Consider the following 21,304-nt stretch of genomic DNA (forward strand, 5'->3'; position numbering starts at 1 on the left):
AGCACCTGAATAGGTGCTGATTTAGCTATCGGCAGGTCGGATGAGTTCTGTATTAGAAATGCTTATCTTTGTACAGAATGTGATCCGCGTTCGGTTTTCGGCCACCAAACGCAGAAAAGGGAGCCGAAGCTCCCTGATTGACTGCGCCGCAAATTACAGGCTTTCGGTAAAGGTGCGGGCGATAACGTCGCGCTGCTGTTCCGGCGTCAGAGAGTTGAAGCGTACCGCATAACCGGACACGCGGATGGTCAGCTGCGGGTATTTTTCCGGGTGCTTGACCGCGTCTTCCAGGGTTTCGCGACGCAGCACGTTGACGTTCAGGTGCTGACCGCCTTCCACGCGCACGGTCGGCTGCATTTCCAGCGGCACTTCACGGTATTCGATCTGGCCCAGGTCGCTCACTGCGACAACCTGATCTTCCGCGTAGTTGGCCTTGGCGCACACGCAGCGGGCTTCCGCTTTTTCATCGTCCAGCAGCCAGAAAGAATTCACCAGCGCCTGGTCGTTCGCTTTGGTAATTTGAATACCGGTAATCATTATGTTGCCTCCGTACAAGGGCGTAAAAATTCACGTCGTGAGAAAACCCAATTCTGGTTTCGGCCATTTGGTAAAACCATTGTTGTCTTGTTGTTCTGTATACCAGCCTGACCGGGCCAGTTCCTTGATTAAAGTCAATTTTTACCGGGTAGGCACAGGGCATGAAGGGGCAAATTTATGTTTTATATCAATTTTCCCACTGCGGAAAAAACCAATTATTTTTGTAAATTTTCAAAAATAATTGCATTACGCGTGACAGTGAGAAATGAAAAGCGGGTTTCGCTGCGCGTGCCGAAACGGTAAGCTATAGCCCATGAATTGCTAAAGAAAACAAAGGAGAGCGTTTATGGCCACCTCCCTCACCTGGCATGACGTGATCGGCAAAGAGAAAGAGCAGCCCTATTTTGTTGAAACGCTCGCCTTTGTTGCCGCTGAGCGCCAGGCCGGTAAGACCATTTATCCACCGCAGAAGGACGTGTTCAACGCTTTCCGCTATACCGAGCTGGCGGACGTCAAGGTCGTCATCCTCGGCCAGGATCCGTATCACGGGCCCAATCAGGCGCACGGCCTCTCTTTCTCGGTGCGCCCCGGCGTGCCGGCGCCGCCGTCGCTGGTGAACATGTATAAAGAGCTGGCGACCGACATTCCCGGCTTCGAACGCCCGGATCACGGCTACCTGCAAAGCTGGGCTGAACAGGGGGTGCTGCTGCTCAACACCGTGCTGACGGTGGAAGGCGGCCGCGCGCACTCGCACGCCAACCTGGGCTGGGAAACCTTTACCGATAAGGTGATCGCCGCCCTGAATGAGAACCGCGAAGGCGTGGTGTTCCTGCTGTGGGGCTCGCACGCGCAGAAGAAAGGCAACTTTATCGACCGCAACCGCCACCATGTGCTGAAGGCGCCGCACCCGTCACCGCTCTCCGCGCACCGCGGTTTCCTCGGCTGCCGCCACTTCTCGCAGGCCAATCAGCTGCTGGAGCAGCAAGGGCTCACGCCGATCGACTGGATGCCGCGCCTGCCGCAGGCATAGTCCAGTGACAAAAAAGGCACCCTCGGGTGCCTTTCTTTATGCCGTTGCCGGGGCGATTACGCCTTGGCTTTGGAGACCGCGACCATCGCCGGACGCAGCAGGCGGCCGTTCAGCGTATAACCTTTCTGCATCACCATCATCACGTGGTTCGGCTGGTGATCGGCGGATTCCATCATGCTCATCGCCTGATGCACTTCCGGGTTGAACGGCACGTTGACGTCGCCGACGATTTCGATGCCATACTTGCGCACCACGTCCAGCAGCGATTTCAGCGTCAGCTCGATGCCTTCGATCATCGCGGCCAGTTCAGGATTGTTTTTATCCGCCAGATCCAGCGCGCGCTCCAGGTTGTCGATCACCGGCAGCAGATCGCCGGAGAATTTCTCCAGGGCGAACTTGTGCGCTTTCTCGACGTCCAGTTCGGCGCGGCGGCGGATGTTTTCCGCTTCCGCTTTGGCGCGCAGCAGGCTGTCGCGCTCGTGCTGCTGCGCTTCCGCCAGTTGGGCTTCCAGTTCGGCGATACGCGCATCGCGCAGATCGACGCCTTCCGCCGCTTCCGGCAGCGTATCATCGTGATGAGCGTGTTGTTCCATTTCTTCCGAGACTTGCTCGTTTGGCGTCTTCTGTTCTTTACTACTCATGAATATCTCCGCGTTTTAGCATTAATCTCGCAACTTGGCTTATTATGGGGATCAAAACCGGGGTTTCAAGTCAACCGGTCACAATGTGGGGCATAAACGGGTCCCGGTGAGGAAAATCACAACAAATGAATAAAAAATTCGCCTGTATTGGCATTGTTGGCCACCCGCGTCACCCTTCAGCGCTGGCAACCCACGAGATGCTGTTCCACTGGCTGGTCGCCCGCGGCTATTCGGTGATGGTCGAACGCCAGATCGCCCATGATTTGGGGCTGAAAGACGCCGTGACCGGCAGCCTGGCGGATATCGGCCAGCGGGCCGATCTGGCGGTGGTGGTTGGCGGCGACGGCAACATGCTCGGCGCCGCGCGCGTGCTGGCACGCTACGACATCAAGGTGATCGGGGTCAACCGCGGCAACCTCGGCTTCCTCACCGATCTCGATCCCGACAACGCCCTGCAGCAGCTGGCGGACGTGCTGGAAGGCGAGTACATCGACGAACAGCGTTTCCTGCTGGAAACCATCGTGCATAAAGAGCACCAGCAGTGCCGCATCAGCACCGCCATCAACGAAGTGGTGCTGCACCCCGGCAAAGTGGCACACATGATCGAATTCGAGGTGTACATCGACGATCGCTTCGCCTTCTCGCAGCGCTCCGACGGCCTGATCATCGCCACGCCGACCGGCTCCACCGCCTACTCGCTCTCCGCCGGCGGGCCGATCCTCACCCCGTCGCTGGAGGCGATCGCGCTGGTGCCTATGTTCCCGCACACCCTTTCCGCCCGGCCGCTGGTGATCAACGGCGACAGCACCATCCGCCTGAAATTCTCGCAGATCGGCAGCGATCTGGAGATCAGCTGCGACAGCCAGATCGCGCTGCCTATCCAGGAAGGCGAAGAAGTGCTGATCCGCCGCAGCGATTTCCACCTGAATCTGATTCACCCGAAGGACTACAGCTATTTCAATACGTTAAGCACCAAGCTGGGCTGGTCGAAAAAATTGTTCTAAAATCTGCGCCGGCCACTTTACTGTATATAAAACCAGTTTATACTGTATGAAACTACAGTTATGTGTTTATACACAGGAAGGTTCCCATGCTGGCGCAATTAACCATCAGCAACTTTGCTATCGTTCGTGAGTTGGAAATCGATTTTCAACCGGGTATGACGGCGATCACCGGTGAAACCGGCGCCGGCAAATCCATCGCCATCGATGCGCTGGGGCTGTGCCTCGGCAACCGCGCCGACGGCAACGTGGTGCGCCAGGGAGCCGCCCGCGCCGACCTCTGTGCCCGCTTCTCGCTGGCGGACACCCCGTCCGCGCGCGAATGGCTGGAGCAGAACCAGCTGGACGACAGCAACGAATGCCTGCTGCGGCGGGTGATCAACGCCGACGGCCGTTCGCGCGGCTTTATCAACGGCACCGCCGTGCCGCTGTCGCAGCTGCGCGAGCTGGGGCAGCGCCTGATTCAAATCCACGGTCAACACGCCCATCAGCTGCTGCTCAAACCGGAGCACCAGAAAGCGCTGCTCGACGCCTACGCCGACGAACCCGCCCTGCTGGCGGCGATGAGCCAGGCCTACCAACGATGGCACCAGAGCTGCCGCGAGCTGGCGCATCATCAGCAGCAGTCCATCGAGCGCGAAGCGCGCAAGCAGCTGCTGCAATACCAGTTGAAAGAGCTGAACGAATTCGCGCCGCAGGCCGGCGAGTTCGAACAGACTGACGCCGAGTACAAGCGCCTGGCCAACAGCGGCCAGCTGCTGACCCTCAGCCAGCAGACGCTGCAGCTGCTGGCCGACAGCGACGAGAACAACATGCTCAGCCAGCTCTACAGCGCCAAACACCTGCTGCTTGAGCTAGCCGGGCTGGACGACAAGCTCAGCGGCCTGCTGGACATGCTGGAAGAGGCTTCTATCCAGATCAGCGAAGCCAGCGACGAGCTGCGCCACTACGCCGATCGCATGGATCTCGATCCCAACCGCCTGCACGAGCTGGAACAGCGCCTGTCGCGCCAAATCAGCCTGGCGCGCAAACACCAGGTTGCGCCGGAAGAGCTGCCGCAGCTGCATCAGCAGTTGCTGGATGAACAGCAGCTGCTTTCACAGCAGGAAAGCGATCATGAGCACCTGAACGAGGCGGTCACCCAGCATCATCAGCAGGCGCTGGCGCTGGCGGAAGAGCTGCACCAGAAACGCCTGCACTACGCGGCCGAGCTGACCACGCTCATCACCGACAGCATGCAGGCGCTCTCCATGCCGCACGGCAAATTCAACATCGACGTGCGCTTCGAACCGCAGCATCTGAGCGCCGAAGGGGCCAGCCGCACCGAGTTCTGCGTCTCCACCAACCCAGGGCAGCCGCTGCAACCGCTGGCGAAGGTCGCCTCCGGCGGTGAGCTGTCGCGCATCGCGCTGGCCATTCAGGTGATCACCGCCCGCAAGATGGAAACCCCGGCGCTGATCTTCGATGAGGTGGACGTGGGCATCAGCGGCCCGACCGCCGCCATCGTCGGCCGTCTGCTGCGCCAGCTCGGCGAATCCACCCAGGTGATGTGCGTCACCCACCTGCCGCAGGTGGCCGGATGCGGGCATCAGCACCTGTTCGTCAGCAAGCAGACCGACGGCACGGTCACCGAAACCCAAATGGCGCCGCTGGATAAACGCGCCCGGCTGCAGGAGCTGGCGCGCCTGCTCGGCGGCAGCGAAGTCACCCGCAATACGTTGGCGAACGCCAAAGAACTGCTGGCGGCATAAAAAAGCTCAACTTTTTCACTTTCCTGCGGTCTGACAGTGACGCTGTTGGCCCGAGAAATATCTAAAGTGCGGCGCGGCGGTGATCCAAAGCCATCTCAACGGCCTGAAAAAGGCCAAGCGCTTGAGGTGCTAAAGGAAAGCCAATGCGTCGCAACGTGAAAGATGAAGGGTATAAAGGTTTCCAACTGCCGCAAGGTCTATTATCATCGGCATCCTATGCCCTAAAGGAATGTGATTACTATGCGCTGTAAAACGCTGACTGCCGCCGCTGTAGTTCTTGTGATGCTGACTGCAGGCTGTTCTACTTTTGAAAAGGTGGTTTATCGTCCTGACATCAACCAGGGGAACTACCTGACGTCGACCGACGTGGCGAAAATTCAGAAAGGGATGACCCAACAACAGGTCGCTTACACATTGGGCACCCCAATGCTGCAAGACCCGTTCGGAACTCAGACGTGGTTCTATGTGTTCCGCCAGCAGCCTGGCCATGAAGACATCACCCAGCAGACGCTGACGCTGACCTTCGACAGCGCAGGCGTGTTGACCGATATCCAGAACAAACCGGCGCTGACCAAGTAATCGGCGCTGCCCGCTCTTCCGGCCCATGAGGGGGCATGGTGTTCCTCATGACAGTCGCAGGCTGCAACGCGGAAGAGAAAATCAGTTTCAGATAAAAAATAAGGCGCTATAAGCGCCTTATTTTTTTGCCTTTTCTGCCCGTTGCCGGCGCAGCTCTTTCGGATCGGCGATCAGCGGCCGGTAAATCTCCACCCGGTCGCCATCGTTCAGCGTATCGCCCAGCTTGGCCGGGCGGCTGTAGATGCCGATTTTATTGCTTTTAAGATCGATATCCTGGCGCAGCTCCAGCAGGCCTGAAGCCTGAATCGCCTGCTCGACGCTGCTGCCCTCGGCCAGCTTCACCTTGCGCAGGTACTGCCGCTCCGGCAAGGCGTACACCACCTCGACCTGGATGTCAGACACTGTAGACCTCTTTCGCCCGCTGGGTGAATGCCTGCACCATGCTGCCCGCCAGCTCTTTGAACACCTTGCCGAACGCCAGCTCAATCAGTTTGTTGGTGAACTCGAAGTCCAGGTGCAGCTCCACCTTGCAGGCCTCTTCGCTCAGCGGCGTGAACTGCCAGCCGCCCATCAGCTTGCGGAACGGACCATCGACCAGTTGCATATTGATGCTCTGGTTATCCAGCAGCGTATTGCGGGTGGTGAAGGTCTTGCTGATACCGGCCTTGGCGACGTCCACCGCGGCGGTCATCTCGTTGGAGGTAGCGTTAAGCACCCGGCTGCCGGTGCAGCCTGGCAGAAAATCGGGATAAGAATGAACATCGTTAACCAACTGATACATCTGCTCGGCGCTGAACGGCACTAATGCAGACCGACTGATCTGGGGCATATCATTTCCTGTAAGACATAAAACGTACAGATAATACCATTTATCTGGCGGCAAACAAAAAATCTGCTACGGGATGAGGGAACCAAAAATGCGAAAAATTGCGCAGGTGCTGAACGGGAAAGGATTTCTTTCGCTGGAGCATCCAGTATAATGAACGCACTATGACAAAGAAAAAAGCACACAAACCCGGTTCCGCCACCATTGCCCAAAACAAGCGCGCGCGTTTCGAATACTTCATTGAAGAAGAGTTCGAGGCGGGCCTGTCGCTGCAAGGGTGGGAAGTTAAATCGCTGCGTGCAGGCAAAGCCAACCTCAGCGACAGCTACGTGACGTTCCGTGACGGTGAAGCCTACCTGTTTGGCGCCACCATCACCCCACTCAACGTGGCTTCGTCGCATGTGGTGTGCGATCCAACGCGTACCCGTAAACTGCTGCTGAACCGACGCGAGCTGGACACCCTGCTCGGCCGCGTCAACCGCGACGGTTACACTGTGGTGGCCTTGTCCCTGTATTGGAAAAATGCCTGGAGCAAGATCAAGATCGGCGTAGCCAAAGGCAAGAAAGAGCACGACAAACGCGATGACATCAAAGATCGCGAATGGCAGACGGCGAAAGCCCGTATCATGAAGCACGCCAATCGTTAAGCCGCTGGCTTATCGAGGTAAACTTCTGGTATACTGCACAAAGTTACTTGGGGCTGATTCTGGATTCGACGGGATTTGCGAAGCCCTAGGAGCATGCCGAGGGGCGGTTGGCCTCGTAAAAAGCCGCAAAAAAATAGTCGCAAACGACGAAAACTACGCTTTAGCAGCTTAATACCCTGCTTAGAGCCCTCTCTCCCTAGCCTCCGCTCTTAGGACGGGGATCAAGAGAGGTCAAACCCAAAAGAGATCGCGTGGATGTCCTGCCTGGGGCTGAAGCGTTAAACTCAATCAGGCTAGTCTGTCAGTAGCGTGTCCATCCGCAGCTGGCCGGCGAATGTAAAGATTGGACTAAGCATGTAGTGCCGACGGTGTAGTAATTTCGGACGGGGGTTCAAATCCCCCCAGCTCCACCAAATACGTCGCCAGTGAACCAGATAGACCCGGCGATAATAGCGAAAAAGCCCGCAACTTCGGTTGCGGGCTTTTTTGTGTCTGTTCGTCACCAACGTGTCAAAGCGAGTTCCAGTCCGGCAGCCTGTTCGCCTTTTTCCGCCTGTAGTGGAAAAGCGCCATAAAAAAGCCAAACAACAGGCCGGCGGCGAGGCTTAATGTCAGGGCCTCTTCACCGGTATATCCCTGATTTTTCCATACCATGAACCACATCAGCACGCCCCACAGCGGGCCAAACCAAATGCCGAAGAACAGCATATTCAGCCAGAAAGGCGCAAACGGCGGCGGTGGCATATTCACATCCATTCGCCACAGCAGGCGCAAGATTGGCGGCGCATAGTTGCTCCGCCACATCTTCTTTTCCTCCATCAGCACTATCGCCTTGTCCCTTCGTTGTTCAAACGTCATCGTTCGCTTCCTTTCAGTGGAAATTGCCTATCCGGTGAGATGATACGTGCTTAAGCCCCATTACCAAATATCCGGCATGCCCGCAGGCATGCCGGACGCTACCTCACCGCCCCTCTTTCTCCCCCAGGAAGAAATACCACAGCGGAATGGAAAGCAGCAGGGTGAACACCAGCGTATACAGCAGCACCATCAGGCTCTGCATGATCACCATCTGGGCGCTCCAGGCGCCGATCGGCAGCTGGAATTGCTCGACGGTGCCGCCGAGGATCGCTCGGCCCATCACGCAGCCGACCGCCACCGCCACTGTCGCCACCGCCGCGCGGAACTTGCGCACCTCGGCGCGGCGGGCGGCCGCTTCCGGCGTTTCGTCCTGAAGGCCTTGCCGCTGGCCGCGCCAGCGCCCTACGTCCACCAGCAGCAACGCCGCGAGGCTCACACCCATTACCGGCAGGCAATAACCCAGCGCCGCTGCTACCAGCAGCGTGACGGCGCGGGCAGGCAGGGAAAGCGCCAGCCAGGCGGCAACCAGCGTATGCACCGGATGCTGCGCACCCGCCGCCGGGCGGCGACTCCACCACATGCGGTAACCGAGCGCAATCATCAGGCACAGCCCGAGGCCGAACGCCGCCAGCAGCAGCTGATTCGGCAAGCCGAACAGAATGCCCATGTGGGCGTCGATGCCCCAGCGGGTCAGCTTGGCGATGAGTGGGAAGGTGTCGAACCGCACCTGATCGATGACGGCGAAGCTTTGCGGCGCGATGGCAACCGCGTCCACCTGCGTCGGCCAGCTGCGATCCACTTCGGTTACCGTCCAGGCTTTACCCTCGCCTTTCGGCTGGCGCAGCTCGACCTTGGCGGCGTCGATCCCGGCGGCGCGCGCAGCGTGCAGCGCCCGATCCCAATCACCGTTCAACGCATTGGCCTGCGCGGCAGGGCCCATCTTCATGCCCGGCATCATCCCGCGGTGCTCGGCGTGCGGATCGGCCGGCGTCTGCGGCGCATCGGCCTGCAGGCTGGTGTTGACCTGCGGCGTCAGCCAGCCCAGGTTGGCCCGCAGTGCGTCGATGTTGCTGCCGGCCCACTGCGACCAGGTCAACCCGGTAGCCGAGAAGAACAGCAGCCCGGCCAGCAGCGCCACGCCCAGCGTGATATGCCAATGGCGGCTGGCGGCGAAGCCCCCTTTTGCCCTTTTCAGCTTGCGCTTCGGCCGCGTCGCCAGCCACAGCGCCACGCCGCCCAGCGCGGCCACCCACAGCCAGGAGGCCGCCAGCTCGCTGTAGTTGCGCCCCAGGTCGCCGAGCAGCAGGCTGCTGTGCAGCTTGTCCAGCCAGGTGCGCAGCGGCAGCACGCCAGAGGTGCCGTACACCGTCATGTCGCCCTTGATCGCCAGGGTGTAAGGATCGATAAACAGCGCGCGCGACTCGGAGGCGCCCAGATCGGCACTCGCGAACTGCACGCGGGTGGTGTCCATTGCGCCGGGAGCCGGACGCACGGCGTAAATGCGCGCCTCGTCACCCGCCGCACGGCGGGCGGCGGCGATCTGGTCAGCCAGCGATCTCGCCTGCCCGTGCGGTTCGGTGAAAAGCGCATCGCGATACAGCGCCTCTTCAAGCTGCGGCGTCAGCACATACAGCGTGCCGGTCAGTGCAGCGACCAGAATAAAAGGAGCGACCAGCAGGCCGATATAAAAATGCAGCCGTCTGATCAGGTTCAGCATCGCGCCACGCGGCGATGCGGCAGGTGGAGTTTTGGTTATTGAAGACATGGCCTTTCTCGTTTTTCAAACTGTGCGCGCAGGCAAACCGTCCGCAGCGATACGGACGACGTTACCCATGATCAAGCAATAGGGAAAAACGGTTGGCCGGGCGGCCCGCGCGGGCTCGGCCGCAGAGTCAGGCGCCGAAGGGGCGGAGAAACGATGCGCGGCGCGCAAGGCAGGCGCGCGATGCGCGCCATCAGCCACAGCAGCGGGACGAATGCCCACAGCAGCAGCGGCACGTGGATCAGCAGCTCGCAATAGCCGCAGAAAATCATCTCCGCAGGATCCATGCCGTGGTGGCCGGCATGCTCGGCGGCGGGCATCGCCATCGCGTGCATGTCGTGCGGCATAGCGGCGTCCGTTTGCATCATGCCGCCCATCATCGGGTGGTGCATCAGCGATTTCGACACCACCGGCGCCACAAACAGCAACAGCACCGCCATAATGGCGATGCAGGCGGTAACGCGTTGCTGTAGCTGACGTGGCACTCTCATCGCGGCGGCGAATTAACCCGGTCGGTGGCGAACAAGCGGCCAGTGTAACCCGCGTTGCGCGATGAGGTGAAAGAAAAGTCAGGTTTGTCTTACACGCCCCCGGCGAGGGCGATCACAGCGCCCGCGAATAGACCCGTGAGGCTTCGCCCCAGGGGTGATACCCGAGCCCGTTATAAACGAAGCCGCTGCGTTCGTAATACCCTTCCAGATCGGTGCACAGGTGCAGCTGCGGGAAGCCCAGCCGGCGGGTTTCCGCAGCTACATGCTCAATCAGTTTGGCGCCGTAGCCCCTGCCGCGCTGCGTCTCTTCTACGTAGAGCGCGCACAGCCAGGGATACAACTCCCCACGGCTGATAAAGTCGTTGGTGATGAGCCCCGCACAGCCGAGGATCTGATCATTTTCCATCAGCAGGTACCACTGCGGCAGCGGGTTGGCGGCGCCGAGGCTGCGGTTGATGGCGTCTTCATACATCATCAGCGTCTCTGCCGTGGCCCAGTGCCGCTGAAAATACGCAATGGCGCGCGGCGCCAGCTCGGGCGCTTGCCGCACCGAAATCATGTCCATCGTCATTCCCGTTATTCATGTTGTCAGCGTAGAATTATGCAGCAATATGCACGGTATGGCAGCGGCATTCCGCCGCCGTCATTCACTAAGGAGTCATCATGACGCAAAACATCTATGACAATCAGGCCTTCTTCGACGGCTATGCGCAGCTCAGCCGCTCGCAGCACGGCCTGGACGGCGCGCCGGAATGGCCCGCCATCCGCCGCATCCTGCCGGATTTGCAGGGCAAAAGCGTGGTCGATCTCGGCTGCGGCTACGGCTGGTTCTGCCGCAGCGCACGCGAACAGGACGCCGCCGACGTGCTGGGATTGGACGTCTCGGACAAGATGCTGGCCAAGGCGCGGGAGATGACCGCCGACGCGGGTATCGAGTACCGTCGGCAGGATTTGGCGCAGCTGCAGCTGCCGCCGGAAAGTTACGATCTGGTCTACAGCTCGCTGACGCTGCACTACCTCGAGGATCTGGCCGCCCTGTTCGCCACGGTTTACGCCGCGCTGAAACCCGGCGGGCAGTTCATCTTCACCGCCGAGCACCCGATCTACACCGCCCCGGCGCAGCAGGGCTGGCTGACCGACGGCAACGGGCAGAAATCCTGGCCGGTCAACGGTTACCAGCGAGAAGGCCAGCGCGTTTCCAACTGGCTGGCGGAAGGCGTCATCAAGCAGCACCGCACGCTTGGCGGCTATATCAACCCGCTGGCGCAGCAAGGGTTTATCATCCAGCATTTGAACGAATGGGGCCCCAGCGCGCAGCAAATCGCCGCTAATCCGGCGCTGGGCGAAGAGCAGGAGCGCCCGATGATCTTCATTCTCGCCGCCCGCAAACCCGCCTGATTGATCCGCAGTAAACCGTTCACATCACCACAGTTGGGGAGGCCGCCTCCCCCCAACGGCTATTGTGCCGGCAACGCCGCCCCGTGCGCCGCGAAGTGCGTCAGCGCCTCGCCTTCCATACGATAGCGCACCCACTCGCCCTGCGGCTGCGCGCCGATGCTGAGGTAGAAATCGATGGCCGGTTGGTTCCAGTCCAGCACGCTCCACTCCAGGCGACCGCACTGCCGTTCGCACGCCAGCTGGGCGATGTGTCGCAGCAGCTTTTTACCGGCGCCCGCGCCGCGATGCTTCGGCGCCACGTACAGGTCTTCCAGATAGATGCCATTTTTACCCAGCCAGGTGGAGTAACTCATAAAGAACACCGCATAACCCGCCGGCTCGCCGTTCACCGTACAAATCAGCGCTTCGGAACAGGCGCCCGGCCCAAACAGGCTGCGTTCGATATCTTCCACGCTGGCCAGCACCTGCTCGCGCGCCTTTTCGTACACTGCCAGCTCGATAATCATATCCAGAATCAGTTTGGCGTCGCTTTTTTGCGCCGGATAAATCTCAATGGTCATGGCAAATCCTGAGTGTGTTAATGACTGTGCTTGCCAGCATATCGCGCCTCCAATACTGTATGAACTGCATTTTCATCAACAGGTAATGAATATCATGCATCTGGATTTGAAACGCCTCGATCTCAACCTGCTGCTGGTGTTCGAAGCGGTCTATCGGCTGCGATCGGTGACGCGCGCCGCAGCAGAGCTGGCCCTCAGTGCGTCGGCGTTGAGCCACGCGCTGATCCGGCTGCGCAAGGCGCTGGCAGACGAGCTGTTCTACCGGGTCGGCAACGACATGCACCCGACGGTGTATGCCGACAGCCTGGCCCCGACCGTCAGCGAAAGTCTGGCGCTGCTGGCCAAAGGGCTGCATCCGCGCCCGCGCTTCGTCCCCGCCGAAAGCCGGGAGAGCTTCACCTTCGCCATTACCGATTACACCGCTTTCGCGGTGTTTCCCGCACTGATGGCGCAGATGCAGCGCCTGGCGCCGGGGTTATCGTTTCAGCTGCGCTATTCCGAGCGCAAGGTGGCGCTGAACGATCTGCTAGCGGGGCGCATCGACTTCGCGCTGGGCTTTACCGAAACCGATGGCGAAAGCTACCCGGAGATCGACGAGGTGAGCTGGCTGGAGGATGAGTATGTGGCGATCTGTTCGCCCGCGTTCAGCGCGAAATACGGCGAGCTGACGCTGGAAAACTACCTGCAGGCGCGTCATCTGGTGGTGACGCCGTGGAACGAACAGCGTGGCGTCATTGACTACCAGCTCGACAAACTGGGGCTGCAGCGCGATATCGCCATCCGCACGCCTTCGCTGCTGGGCGCGCCGTTCATCGTCGCCGACAGCGAACTGGTGATGAGCATGCCGCGCTACGCCGCGCAAAAATTGCGGCAGGCGGCGGCGCTGGATATCCATCCCCTGCCGTTTCCGGTGCCGCCGTATCAGATCAAAATCTACCTGCACCGCAAGAACGGCCGGCCGGAGGCCTGCCGCTGGTTGCGGCAACAGCTGCAGGCGCTGGCGGCGTTATAACGCGGGTTCGCCGATTGGCAGATACCCCTGCCACAGCGGCCGGGCCGGCTTGCCGTGCGGGTTGGCGCGCAGATGCACGTGGTAGCCCTGCAGCGCCTGCAGCAGCAGGCAGTCGTCCACGTCGGCCAGGTCATCCTTGTGCTGCTGCGCGCTGTCCGTCAGCAGTACCCGTTTGGCTTTGTCCTTCGCCTCGTCGGCGGAACGCGCCACAAACAGGCCGAACTGGTGCAGTTCCGCCAGCTCATCGCTGCGGTAGCCGCCCACGTTGACGAAAAACAGCTTCTCTTCACCGGCAAACGGCGCAGGCTTCAGGCTCACGTCGTAACCGTCCGCCCAGTCGATGCGCGCATAGCCGTCGACATGCACCTTGCGCTTATCGCCGAACCACTTTTCACGCAGCAGCGGATACGCCTCTTCCGGCCGATCCGCCGCCGCAAACTGCACGTCGTGCAACTCAATATTGGCGCCCGGCGCCGTACCGCCCACATAAAACATCAATAATCCCGGCATGTTAGTCTGCTCTCCCTGGTGATAATCGCTGTATAAATTAATACATAACGAAACTCCTGCCAACGGCGGCGGCATTCTGTGTTATCAATAGATGAGGTTTAATCTGTTGTGGAGGAACGCATGGCATTCAATATCGGTGATTTTGTTCAACGCACCACCGGCGGCCCAAAGATGACCGTGGTAGCGATCGACGGCGAAACCCTGGTTTGCAGCTGGAATGAACTGGGCAAAGAGCAGCGCACGGAGGTGCAGGCCAGCGACGTGGCGCTGTACCACGAAGACGGCGATTTCGGCGTCTGCTGAATGACCGGGGCGCGCCGCGCCCCGTTATCGCCTCAGGCGCGAATGTCCTGATAGGCTGGGGTGGTATCGAACTCATGCTTGGCGAACGGGCATAGCGGAATGATTTTACGCTGCTCCGCGCGCATTTTCTCCACCACCAACGCCACCAGCTTTTTGCCGACGCCCTGCCCCTTCAATGACTCATCCACCCAGGTGTGATCGATTATGGTCAGCTTGTCGCCGCTCGGCACGAAAGAGATCTCGGCGATCAGCTTGCCCTGCTCATCATTGATATAAAAACGCTTCTCGTCTGCCAGTATTTTATGATCCATATTATTTCTCCCTATATTTCAGTGCGCCGCTGGGGCAGGTGTCGATAACGCGTTTCACCTCGGCCGGCTCGGCATTGTCCGGCATAATCCACGGCCGGCGGTTCAAGGTGAATATAGCCGCGTTGCCGCGCACGCAGTTGGCGGAATGGCGGCATATCGCGCTGTTAAAATAAACGTCAATCTTGTCGCCGGAATAACGGCGGTAACCGGCGGCGGTCAATTCCTCATCCATCTTGGCCTCACATTGCCTGTTTTATTGTTTTTGCTCCAGGCTCAAGTATAGGCAATGCCGTCGGCTTCACCACGCGTCTCACCCAACGAAAAAAGTGGCGCAACCGCCCGTCGCCGCTAGAAAAAAACGTAAATTGTTCTAATATTTATTCAGTAAGACAACATAATTCTGACAGTGGCTAAGGAGTTCGAAATGGGTGATAGCTCAAAAGACGGCGTAATTCTGCTGTCCCGTATTCTACTGATGGTTCTGTTTATCATTTTCGGCTGGATGAAACTGGTCAACTTCGGTGCAACCGTCACGGCGATGGAAGGCTATGGCACGCCGATGCCTTATTTGGCGGCGATCGTTGCCGTGGTGGTGGAGTTTATTTTCGGCATCGCGCTTATTCTCGGCCTGTTTACTCGGCCTATCGCGGTCATTTTCGCCCTGTACGTGTTGGGCACCGCGTTTATCGGCCATCCGTTCTGGAAAATGACCGGCATGGAAATGATGGGCAACGAAATCAACTTCTTTAAAAACATCAGCATCATTGGCGGTTTGCTGCTGCTGGCGGTGACCGGCGCCGGCCGTTATTCGCTGGACTATAAAATATTTAATAAATAATTCATCGATGGCCGGCGATATTCGCCGGCCATTTTATTTCGGCTATCCTTTCAACGGCTGCGCTTGGCGTGGCGCTCAAAGTTTTCTGCCTTGGCCTGCGCTGATTTACGCAGCGTGACATAGCAGGCACCCTCGCCGCCGTCGCGCGGTAAGGCGCGGCAAAACGCCTGTACCTGTTCAAACTGTGCCAGCCACTTGGCGAGGTAACTGCGCACGATATTCGGATGGCTTTCGTTCTGCCGCCCGCGGCCGTGCACGATCAGCAGCGAACGCAGGTTTTGCGCCTCCGCCTGCACGATGAAACGAAACAGCGCCTGCCGGCTGGCTTCAACCGGCTGACGCAGCAGGTTCAGCGACGCCTGCGGCGGGTAACGCCCGTTGCGCAGCTTGTCCAGCACGCCCTGCTGAATGCCTTCCCCTTTGAACTCCAGCGGCTGTTCGCAGGGGATCACCTCGAGAAAATCGGTGCTGAGGAAGTTTTCCTGCATCAGCCGCTGCGCTTCGCGCCGCGCGCTTTTGTCCACCGCCGCCTGCGGCTTGAGGTACAGCGTCTGCCGTCCACTCTCCAGCGGCACCACGTCCGCCATCGCCTGTTCAAAAAAGTCTTTTTCCTGCTCGCTCATGTTCCACCTCTCTTGAACGGCAGCCTTTACGGCCGGGAATGGGGTCGATTGTAAGACGCCTTGGCGCGGTTGCAAGCCGGGAATTGTCAGCGGCATTTGTCTCATTTGTCGTCAACGGGTGAGCTTGCGAACAGTTTTCGCTATACTGCTAAGCCATCATTGAGTGCCGCAAAGGATCGAGCCCATGACAATGCGCGAGCTGGAAATCCAGTTTCAAAATGCGATGAATGAGTTGCAGAGCAGCTTCGAACGGCAACACCGCGAATGGCAGCAGAGCTACCAGGCGCTGCAGCAACTGCTGGAAGAAGCCAAACAGCGCGAAGCCGCGCTGCGGGCGCAGAATGAACAACTGGCGCGCAAACTGAGCACCGCCAGTTCGGTGCCGGAACAGCATGCACTGGTCAAGCAGATCAAAATGCTCGGCGCCCATCTGGACGCGCTGGCCAAAGACGCGGCCACCTTCAATCACCACCTGCGCCAACAGAGCGCGGTCGGTAATTTCAGCGGCGAACAGCATTGATAGCGGGCGCTGTCGCACAGCGCCTCCCGCCCCTCTTCTGGCGTATTGAGAGTGTAATAAAGCCTAAATGACCTGGATCATCCTCGCCGCCCTGATCGTCGTATTCATTATCGGTTACCGCATCTTGACGTCCGACACCCGCAAAGCCATCGATTCGCTGGCCCATCTGCTGAGGGTCAAGCCGATGCTGATCGAATCGATGATCCAGGAAATGGGCGGCCGCCAAAGCCAGACCTTTATCCGCATGCTGAACAACGGCTACACCGAAGAGATGCACCAGGCGGCTTATCTGCTGTTCATCTACCTGACGTTTATCAAACAGGCGGACGACGAGCAGATTGCCCTGTGGCGTGACGTGCTGCTGCGCGCCGGGCTGTCACCGGAGCTACACGCCGAGCACACCGAAGCGGCGCTGTTTTACTTCGCCGAGCTGGATATTGATGCGTTTGAACTGGCGCAATTCCGCCGCGCCTACAACGAGCGTTTCAACCGCGAAGCGTTGGCCCACGGCTGATAGCGTCCCCCGGGTCGGGGGACCGATTACAGGAACATGCTGTAAAGGTAGCGCGAAAGCGCTTCGCGCGAGCTGAAGCCGTGTGCGATGCCGTAGCGCTGGTTCGGGGTGTCGCTGCTTAAATCCAGGGGAAACTCCAGATACTGCTCGCTGAAGCGCACCGGGGAGGTCGGCGTGGCGAAATGCACGCTTCTCTCTTTCAGCGCCGGGTGGATCACCAACGCGGTTCTGCCCATCCGCGCTTCGCGATTCACATACACGTAGTGTGCGCCCTTGCGGTAACCATAGGCCTGATCGGTGACATAATCACGCTCAAAGCCGGTATTCTCCAACACTTTAGCCACTTCATCCGGCCGTAAATACATCGATTCCTCCTCTCATTCTGGACCGCTGAGCGACCTTACCGTAATCATTCACCGAAACAATGATTTTCTGGGAAGGAATCCGGGTTTCGGACTATTCCTGAATCAGGCCCGGCTGCGCTGCAGCAGGCGCAGGGTGAGCAACACCCCGAGCGCCACCAGCAGCGCCGCCGCCAGATAGATCGACGGCACGCCCGTCTGCCCGATCAGTAGCCCGGCCAGCGGGCCGGTGATGCCCAGCGCCAGGTCGAGGAACGCCGAATAGGTGCCGAGCGCCGTGCCCTGGTTCTGCGGCGGCACCTGTTTCACCGCCTCGACGCCCAGCGCCGGGAACACCAGCGAGAAACCGGCGCCGGCCAGCAACGCGCCGGTTTGCACCATCCAGGGCTCACCAGCCTGCCAGATCAACAGCAGCCCGACGATCTCGACCAGAAACGACGCCAGCGTCACCTTCAACCCGCCGTGGCGGTTAATGACGTTGCTGAAGATCAGGCGAATGCCGACGAAGGCGCAGCTGAACAGCGTCAGCGAAAACGCCGCGCCGCTCCAGCCTTTGTCGGCATAGTAAAGTGTGATGAACGTGGCGATCACGCCGAAACCGACGGTGCCCATCGCCAGACCGAGACCATAGGCCCAGATGCGGCCGAACACCGCGCTAAAGGCGATGCGCTGCCCGGCGGCGATCGAGACGTCCGGCTTGCCGTTCGCCAACAGCAGCGCCACCGCAACCGCCAGCACGATCAGCGCCGCTACCCCGGCCAATCCCCACTGCTGGTTCAGGTACACGCCAAGCGGCGCCCCGGCCGCCATCGCCCCGTAGGTGGCAACGCCGTTCCAGGAAATCACCCGCGCGGTGTGCATCGCCCCGACCCGGCCGATGCCCCATAGCGTGGAACCGGTGCTGGCGAAGCTTTCGCCGACGCCGAGAAACACCCGCCCCACGCACAGCAACAGCAGGCTGAGCCACGGGTAATCGTTAACGCCGAACGCCAGCGCGTAAAACAGGCCGCTGGCACCGCAGCAGGCCAGGCCGAACAGCACCACCTTCTTCGGCCCCAGCTGATCGGCGTAACGCCCGGCGTGCGGGCGGCTGAACAGCGTGGCGAAGTATTGCGCGCTGATGATAAGGCCCGCCAACACCGAGTTGTAGCCCAGGTGGTCATGCACAAATCCCGGCAACACCGCCAGCGGCAGGCCGATGGTCAGGTAGCAGACGAAGGTGAACATCACCACGGACAAAATACGTCGGTTCAGCTGGAGGTTATTTTCTGCGGTCATCGAAGGTGGCTCGCATCGGACGGGGTAGACGAAGCCCTCCAGCATACCCCGATGAGATTTGATGATAAATGAGAGAGTTATAACGAATTATTATTTCGCTAACGATTTTGCCGCCACCCGCGCGCGCAGAAAATCGATAAACGCCCGCACCTTCTCCGGCACGTGACGGGTATTCGGGTAGAGCGCATAGATGCTCTGCTCAGGGAAACGGTGATCCGGCAGTAACCGTTGCAGCCTGCCGGCATCGATGTCGGGCTGCGCCAGCCACGCCGGCAGCAGCGCCACCCCGGCGCCATGCAGGGCGAACGCCAACAATGCCGCAGCGCTGTCGCCGGTAAGCGTGGCGGCGTCCGCAACCTTGAACAGCACCGCTTCGCGCTGCGGCGTGACCACCTGCCAGCTGAGCGGCGAACTGAGCCGGCTGTGGGCGATCCACTGCGCCTGCGCCAGATCCGTCAGCGAATGAATCGGCCGGTCGGCCAGATAATCCGGCGACGCCACCGGAAAGATGGCAAAGCTGTCGATCAGCGCCGCGCGGTGGCTGGAATCCGCCAGCTGGCCCAGACGGATCGCCACGTCGAAGCGCTCAGAGATCAGATCGGCATGATAAGAAGAAGAGACATGCTGGATGCGCAGCCGCGGATGCTGTCGCGAAAATGCCGCCAGCGCCGGCACCACCACCTGGGCGCCGTACTCCGGCGTGCTGGTGATACGCAGCACGCCGCTCAGCCCGTGATGATCGCGACGCACGTCGTCCAGCACATTTTCCGCCTCCTGCAGCAGCTGCAGGCTGCGCTGGTAGAAGCGTTCGCCGGCATCGGTCAGCGACAGCCGCCGGGTGCTGCGCGCCAGCAGTGACACCCCCAGCTCGTTCTCCAGCTGCTTGACGTTAAAGCTCACCACCGCCTTGGTTTGCCCCAGCGCCGCCGCCGCCGCGGTAAAGCTGCCCGCGTCCACCACTGCCGCAAAGATCGCCAGACGCTGCAAATTCAGCATTTCGTCGCCCTTATTGTCAAAATAATTTTGACAGTGTAATCGCCCGCCGCCGATTTATCCGCACTTTTCCCCCCGATACACTGCTCGCCTTCAACCGGAGGCACCATGTCTTATCGCAGCAAAGTGGCAATCGTCTATCTGCTCGGCTTTTTCGTCGATCTGATCAATATGTTTATCGCCAACGTCGCCTACCCCGCCATCGGCCAGGTGATGCGGGCGTCGGTCAGCCAACTGGCGTGGGTCAGCAACGGCTATATTCTCGGCCTGACGCTGGTGATCCCGCTCAGCGCCTGGCTGGCGCAGCGCATCGGCGGACGGCGGGTGTTTCTGCTGTCGCTGGCGTTGTTCATGCTGGCCACCCTCGGCGCGGGCAACGCCGACAGCATCGGCGCGCTGATCGGCTGGCGCACCCTGCAGGGCATGGGCGGCGGCTTGCTGATCCCCATCGGCCAAACGCTGACCTATCAGCTGTACCGCAGCCATGAACGCGCCGGGCTGTCGGCCGCCATCATGTTGGTGGGGCTGCTGGCACCGGCGCTGTCACCGGCGCTGGGCGGCTGGCTCGTCGATCGGTTGGACTGGCGCTGGGTGTTTTTCGCCAACCTGCCGCTGGCGGCCCTGGCACTGGCGCTGGCGGCGCTGTGGCTGCGTGCGGAAACGCCGACGGCGGCGCGCAAACCGCTCGACGCGACAGGATTACTGAGCGCCTGCGCGGCGCTGACGCTGCTGCTGCTCGGCCTGACCCGGCTGAGCGAAGCCGGCCATCAAGCTTCCGGCGCGGCGCTGCTGGCCACCGGTCTACTGGTGCTGGCCTATTATCTGCGCCATAGCCTGCGTACCCCGCAGCCGCTGCTGAACCTGCGGCTGGTCGCCGATCCGCTGCTGCGCAACGCCATGGCGGTTTATTTGTGTATTCCCGGCCTGTTCATCGGCGTCAGCCTGGTGGCGATGCTGTATCTGCAAAACCAGCTGGGGATGCCCGCCGCACAGGTCGGCGGCCTGATGCTGCCCTGGGCGCTGGCGTCGTTCCTGGCCATCACGCTGACCGGCAAAAGCTTTAACCGCCTCGGCCCGCGGCCGCTGCTGATCGCCGGCTGTCTGTTGCAAGGCGCCGGCATGCTGACGCTGGCGCAGATCGACCTGGCCGGGCAGCACGCGTTGCAGATTGCCGCCTTCGCCCTAATGGGGTTTGGCGGCAGCCTGTGCAGCAGCACCGCGCAGAGCAGCGCGTTCCTGCAGATCCCCGACGGCCAATTGGCGGACGCCAGCGCGCTGTGGAACATCAACCGCCAGCTCAGTTTTTGCCTCGGCGTGGCGCTGCTCAGCCTGCTGCTGAATCTGCTGCTGGCCGTGTTGCCGCCCGCGGCGGCCTACCGAACCTGCTTCATTCTGGCGGGCGCCAGCGTATTTATCCCGCTGTTGCTGTGCCTGCGCCTCGCCAACCGCGCCATCGTGCGCCAACTCAACGCTCAACAGGATGCTTTATGAACCCGTATTTTACCGAAGTGATCGACGCCCACATCGCCATTGAACGCTGGCTGGGCAAAGGCGCCGGAGAAGAGCAAGCGCTGCTGGCGCGCTTTACGCCGGAATTCAGCATGATCGCGCTGAACGGCGCGCCGCTGGATTTCACCGCGCTGTGCGCTTTTTTCCGCGCGCATCGCGCCGCCAAACCGGGATTGGAAATCGAGATAGAAGAGATGAAGCTGGTGGCCGAATGGCCGACGGGCGCGGTAGTCAGCTACCGGGAAAAACAGAGTCTGCCGGGACAAAGCGCCACGCTGCGCTACTCCACGGTGGTGTTTGAACGCCTGCCCGACGCGCTCGGCTGGCGGCATTTGCACGAAACTGCCGCAGCGCAATGATCACAGGAAGCTGCCGGCCAAAAACAATTCCCAACCGACGATCACCCCACACAGGGTTACCGCGCTGAAAATGACTTCAAACAGATAGCGA

At 60.3% G+C, this 21,304-nt stretch carries 29 protein-coding genes and 1 other RNA gene; 14 read left to right on the plus strand and 16 right to left on the minus strand.

Features of this window, described 5'->3' with window-relative positions; translation table 11 throughout:
- Window positions 1-153: 153 nt before the first annotated feature.
- The gene (gene grcA / locus ACMGGW_RS17510; protein WP_004929114.1) at window positions 154-537 is read right to left on the minus strand and encodes an autonomous glycyl radical cofactor GrcA; all 384 of its coding nucleotides are present in this window, start codon (window positions 535-537) and stop codon (window positions 154-156) included.
- 346 nt (window positions 538-883) lie between these two features.
- On the opposite strand from grcA, the gene ung reads away from it, so the two are divergent.
- On the plus strand, window positions 884-1,567 hold the full coding sequence (gene ung / locus ACMGGW_RS17515) for a uracil-DNA glycosylase (protein WP_033635636.1): 684 nt from the start codon (window positions 884-886) through the stop codon (window positions 1,565-1,567).
- A 56-nt stretch (window positions 1,568-1,623) separates the two neighbouring features.
- On the opposite strand, the gene grpE is transcribed toward ung, so the two are convergent.
- Entirely contained in the window at window positions 1,624-2,208 is a 585-nt protein-coding gene (gene grpE / locus ACMGGW_RS17520) for a nucleotide exchange factor GrpE (RefSeq protein ID WP_025303955.1), read from the minus strand.
- 125 nt (window positions 2,209-2,333) lie between these two features.
- Between grpE and nadK the strand changes: the two genes are divergently transcribed.
- The 3 genes from nadK to bamE all read left to right on the plus strand — a co-directional run bounded on the left by nadK (window position 2,334) and on the right by bamE (window position 5,539).
- Window positions 2,334-3,212 carry an NAD(+) kinase gene (gene nadK / locus ACMGGW_RS17525; protein WP_019452304.1) on the plus strand — a complete coding sequence of 293 codons (879 nt, stop codon included), beginning with the start codon at window positions 2,334-2,336 and terminating at the stop codon, window positions 3,210-3,212.
- Window positions 3,213-3,298: 86 nt separating this feature from the next.
- Window positions 3,299-4,960, plus strand: a complete 1,662-nt coding sequence (gene recN / locus ACMGGW_RS17530; protein WP_197832415.1) for a DNA repair protein RecN — start codon at window positions 3,299-3,301, stop codon at window positions 4,958-4,960.
- A gap of 240 nt (window positions 4,961-5,200) precedes the next feature.
- Entirely contained in the window at window positions 5,201-5,539 is a 339-nt protein-coding gene (gene bamE, locus ACMGGW_RS17535) for an outer membrane protein assembly factor BamE (protein ID WP_004929101.1), read from the plus strand.
- A 117-nt stretch (window positions 5,540-5,656) separates the two neighbouring features.
- Here bamE and ACMGGW_RS17540 read toward each other — a convergent pair whose 3' ends face one another.
- Both ACMGGW_RS17540 and ACMGGW_RS17545 read right to left on the minus strand, forming a co-directional pair.
- Entirely contained in the window at window positions 5,657-5,941 is a 285-nt protein-coding gene (locus ACMGGW_RS17540; protein ID WP_004929098.1) for an RnfH family protein, read from the minus strand.
- Window positions 5,934-6,368 (minus strand): type II toxin-antitoxin system RatA family toxin, encoded by a 435-nt coding sequence (locus ACMGGW_RS17545; RefSeq protein ID WP_004929096.1) that lies wholly within the window; start codon window positions 6,366-6,368, stop codon window positions 5,934-5,936. Before ACMGGW_RS17545 ends, ACMGGW_RS17540 begins: the two co-directional genes overlap by 8 nt.
- A gap of 161 nt (window positions 6,369-6,529) precedes the next feature.
- Here ACMGGW_RS17545 and smpB point away from each other — a divergent pair, with 161 nt between their 5' ends.
- On the plus strand, window positions 6,530-7,012 hold the full coding sequence (smpB, locus tag ACMGGW_RS17550) for an SsrA-binding protein SmpB (protein WP_016929804.1): 483 nt from the start codon (window positions 6,530-6,532) through the stop codon (window positions 7,010-7,012).
- A gap of 49 nt (window positions 7,013-7,061) precedes the next feature.
- Window positions 7,062-7,425: a transfer-messenger RNA gene (gene ssrA, locus ACMGGW_RS17555) on the plus strand.
- Window positions 7,426-7,522: 97 nt separating this feature from the next.
- Here the strand turns inward: ssrA and ACMGGW_RS17560 are convergent.
- The 4 genes from ACMGGW_RS17560 to ACMGGW_RS17575 form a co-directional block, all read right to left on the minus strand.
- Window positions 7,523-7,870: a DUF6404 family protein gene (locus ACMGGW_RS17560; protein WP_197832414.1), complete on the minus strand. Its 348-nt coding sequence runs from the start codon at window positions 7,868-7,870 to the stop codon at window positions 7,523-7,525.
- A 103-nt stretch (window positions 7,871-7,973) separates the two neighbouring features.
- Window positions 7,974-9,635, minus strand: a complete 1,662-nt coding sequence (locus ACMGGW_RS17565; protein ID WP_197832413.1) for a DUF2534 family protein — start codon at window positions 9,633-9,635, stop codon at window positions 7,974-7,976.
- Window positions 9,636-9,706: 71 nt separating this feature from the next.
- A complete protein-coding gene (locus ACMGGW_RS17570; protein ID WP_313245397.1) occupies window positions 9,707-10,123 on the minus strand; it encodes a DUF2946 domain-containing protein in 417 nt (138 codons plus the stop codon).
- A gap of 112 nt (window positions 10,124-10,235) precedes the next feature.
- Window positions 10,236-10,688, minus strand: coding sequence for a GNAT family N-acetyltransferase (locus tag ACMGGW_RS17575; protein ID WP_043138456.1), 453 nt, complete (start codon window positions 10,686-10,688; stop codon window positions 10,236-10,238).
- Between the two features lie 98 nt (window positions 10,689-10,786).
- Between ACMGGW_RS17575 and ACMGGW_RS17580 the strand changes: the two genes are divergently transcribed.
- A complete protein-coding gene (locus ACMGGW_RS17580; RefSeq protein ID WP_197832412.1) occupies window positions 10,787-11,521 on the plus strand; it encodes a class I SAM-dependent methyltransferase in 735 nt (244 codons plus the stop codon).
- 59 nt (window positions 11,522-11,580) lie between these two features.
- Here the strand turns inward: ACMGGW_RS17580 and ACMGGW_RS17585 are convergent, their stop codons facing one another.
- A complete protein-coding gene (locus ACMGGW_RS17585) occupies window positions 11,581-12,081 on the minus strand; it encodes a GNAT family N-acetyltransferase (protein ID WP_025303970.1) in 501 nt (166 codons plus the stop codon).
- Between the two features lie 85 nt (window positions 12,082-12,166).
- Here ACMGGW_RS17585 and ACMGGW_RS17590 point away from each other — a divergent pair, with 85 nt between their 5' ends.
- Entirely contained in the window at window positions 12,167-13,093 is a 927-nt protein-coding gene (locus tag ACMGGW_RS17590) for a LysR substrate-binding domain-containing protein (protein ID WP_043138348.1), read from the plus strand.
- Here the strand turns inward: ACMGGW_RS17590 and ACMGGW_RS17595 are convergent.
- A complete protein-coding gene (locus ACMGGW_RS17595) occupies window positions 13,088-13,603 on the minus strand; it encodes a DUF1543 domain-containing protein (RefSeq protein WP_127146538.1) in 516 nt (171 codons plus the stop codon). The two genes, ACMGGW_RS17590 and ACMGGW_RS17595, sit on opposite strands and share 6 nt — an antisense overlap.
- Before the next feature lie 120 nt (window positions 13,604-13,723).
- On the opposite strand from ACMGGW_RS17595, the gene ACMGGW_RS17600 reads away from it, so the two are divergent.
- Window positions 13,724-13,906: a YodC family protein gene (locus tag ACMGGW_RS17600; RefSeq protein ID WP_025303973.1), complete on the plus strand. Its 183-nt coding sequence runs from the start codon at window positions 13,724-13,726 to the stop codon at window positions 13,904-13,906.
- A gap of 32 nt (window positions 13,907-13,938) precedes the next feature.
- On the opposite strand, the gene ACMGGW_RS17605 is transcribed toward ACMGGW_RS17600, so the two are convergent.
- Both ACMGGW_RS17605 and ACMGGW_RS17610 read right to left on the minus strand, forming a co-directional pair.
- Complete coding sequence (locus ACMGGW_RS17605; protein ID WP_025303974.1) at window positions 13,939-14,217, minus strand: GNAT family N-acetyltransferase; 279 nt, start codon at window positions 14,215-14,217, stop codon at window positions 13,939-13,941.
- 1 nt (window position 14,218) lies between these two features.
- Window positions 14,219-14,449, minus strand: a complete 231-nt coding sequence (locus ACMGGW_RS17610) for a (4Fe-4S)-binding protein (protein ID WP_025303975.1) — start codon at window positions 14,447-14,449, stop codon at window positions 14,219-14,221.
- Window positions 14,450-14,641: 192 nt separating this feature from the next.
- Here ACMGGW_RS17610 and ACMGGW_RS17615 point away from each other — a divergent pair, with 192 nt between their 5' ends.
- Window positions 14,642-15,055 (plus strand): DoxX family protein, encoded by a 414-nt coding sequence (locus ACMGGW_RS17615; RefSeq protein ID WP_016929826.1) that lies wholly within the window; start codon window positions 14,642-14,644, stop codon window positions 15,053-15,055.
- 50 nt (window positions 15,056-15,105) lie between these two features.
- On the opposite strand, the gene smrA is transcribed toward ACMGGW_RS17615, so the two are convergent.
- Window positions 15,106-15,678, minus strand: a complete 573-nt coding sequence (smrA, locus tag ACMGGW_RS17620) for a DNA endonuclease SmrA (RefSeq protein WP_197832411.1) — start codon at window positions 15,676-15,678, stop codon at window positions 15,106-15,108.
- Window positions 15,679-15,862: 184 nt separating this feature from the next.
- Between smrA and ACMGGW_RS17625 the strand changes: the two genes are divergently transcribed.
- On the plus strand, window positions 15,863-16,198 hold the full coding sequence (locus tag ACMGGW_RS17625) for an MbeD/MobD family mobilization/exclusion protein (protein ID WP_004928976.1): 336 nt from the start codon (window positions 15,863-15,865) through the stop codon (window positions 16,196-16,198).
- Window positions 16,199-16,265: 67 nt separating this feature from the next.
- Window positions 16,266-16,712 (plus strand): DUF1198 family protein, encoded by a 447-nt coding sequence (locus tag ACMGGW_RS17630; protein WP_025303978.1) that lies wholly within the window; start codon window positions 16,266-16,268, stop codon window positions 16,710-16,712.
- Window positions 16,713-16,738: 26 nt separating this feature from the next.
- On the opposite strand, the gene ACMGGW_RS17635 is transcribed toward ACMGGW_RS17630, so the two are convergent.
- The 3 genes from ACMGGW_RS17635 to ACMGGW_RS17645 form a co-directional block, all read right to left on the minus strand.
- Window positions 16,739-17,077 (minus strand): DUF2002 family protein, encoded by a 339-nt coding sequence (locus tag ACMGGW_RS17635; protein ID WP_025303979.1) that lies wholly within the window; start codon window positions 17,075-17,077, stop codon window positions 16,739-16,741.
- A 102-nt stretch (window positions 17,078-17,179) separates the two neighbouring features.
- Window positions 17,180-18,352 (minus strand): MFS transporter, encoded by a 1,173-nt coding sequence (locus tag ACMGGW_RS17640; protein ID WP_197832410.1) that lies wholly within the window; start codon window positions 18,350-18,352, stop codon window positions 17,180-17,182.
- Between the two features lie 90 nt (window positions 18,353-18,442).
- Entirely contained in the window at window positions 18,443-19,348 is a 906-nt protein-coding gene (locus tag ACMGGW_RS17645; RefSeq protein WP_197832409.1) for a LysR substrate-binding domain-containing protein, read from the minus strand.
- 105 nt (window positions 19,349-19,453) lie between these two features.
- On the opposite strand from ACMGGW_RS17645, the gene ACMGGW_RS17650 reads away from it, so the two are divergent.
- Window positions 19,454-20,836 carry an MFS transporter gene (locus ACMGGW_RS17650; RefSeq protein WP_089196197.1) on the plus strand — a complete coding sequence of 461 codons (1,383 nt, stop codon included), beginning with the start codon at window positions 19,454-19,456 and terminating at the stop codon, window positions 20,834-20,836.
- Window positions 20,833-21,213 carry a DUF4440 domain-containing protein gene (locus tag ACMGGW_RS17655; protein WP_043138374.1) on the plus strand — a complete coding sequence of 127 codons (381 nt, stop codon included), beginning with the start codon at window positions 20,833-20,835 and terminating at the stop codon, window positions 21,211-21,213. Before ACMGGW_RS17650 ends, ACMGGW_RS17655 begins: the two co-directional genes overlap by 4 nt.
- Window positions 21,214-21,304: the final 91 nt, after the last annotated feature.

Source organism: Serratia sp. BNK-4, assembly GCF_048685115.1.
In the GTDB taxonomy this organism is placed as follows: Bacteria; Pseudomonadota; Gammaproteobacteria; order Enterobacterales; family Enterobacteriaceae; genus Serratia; species Serratia bockelmannii.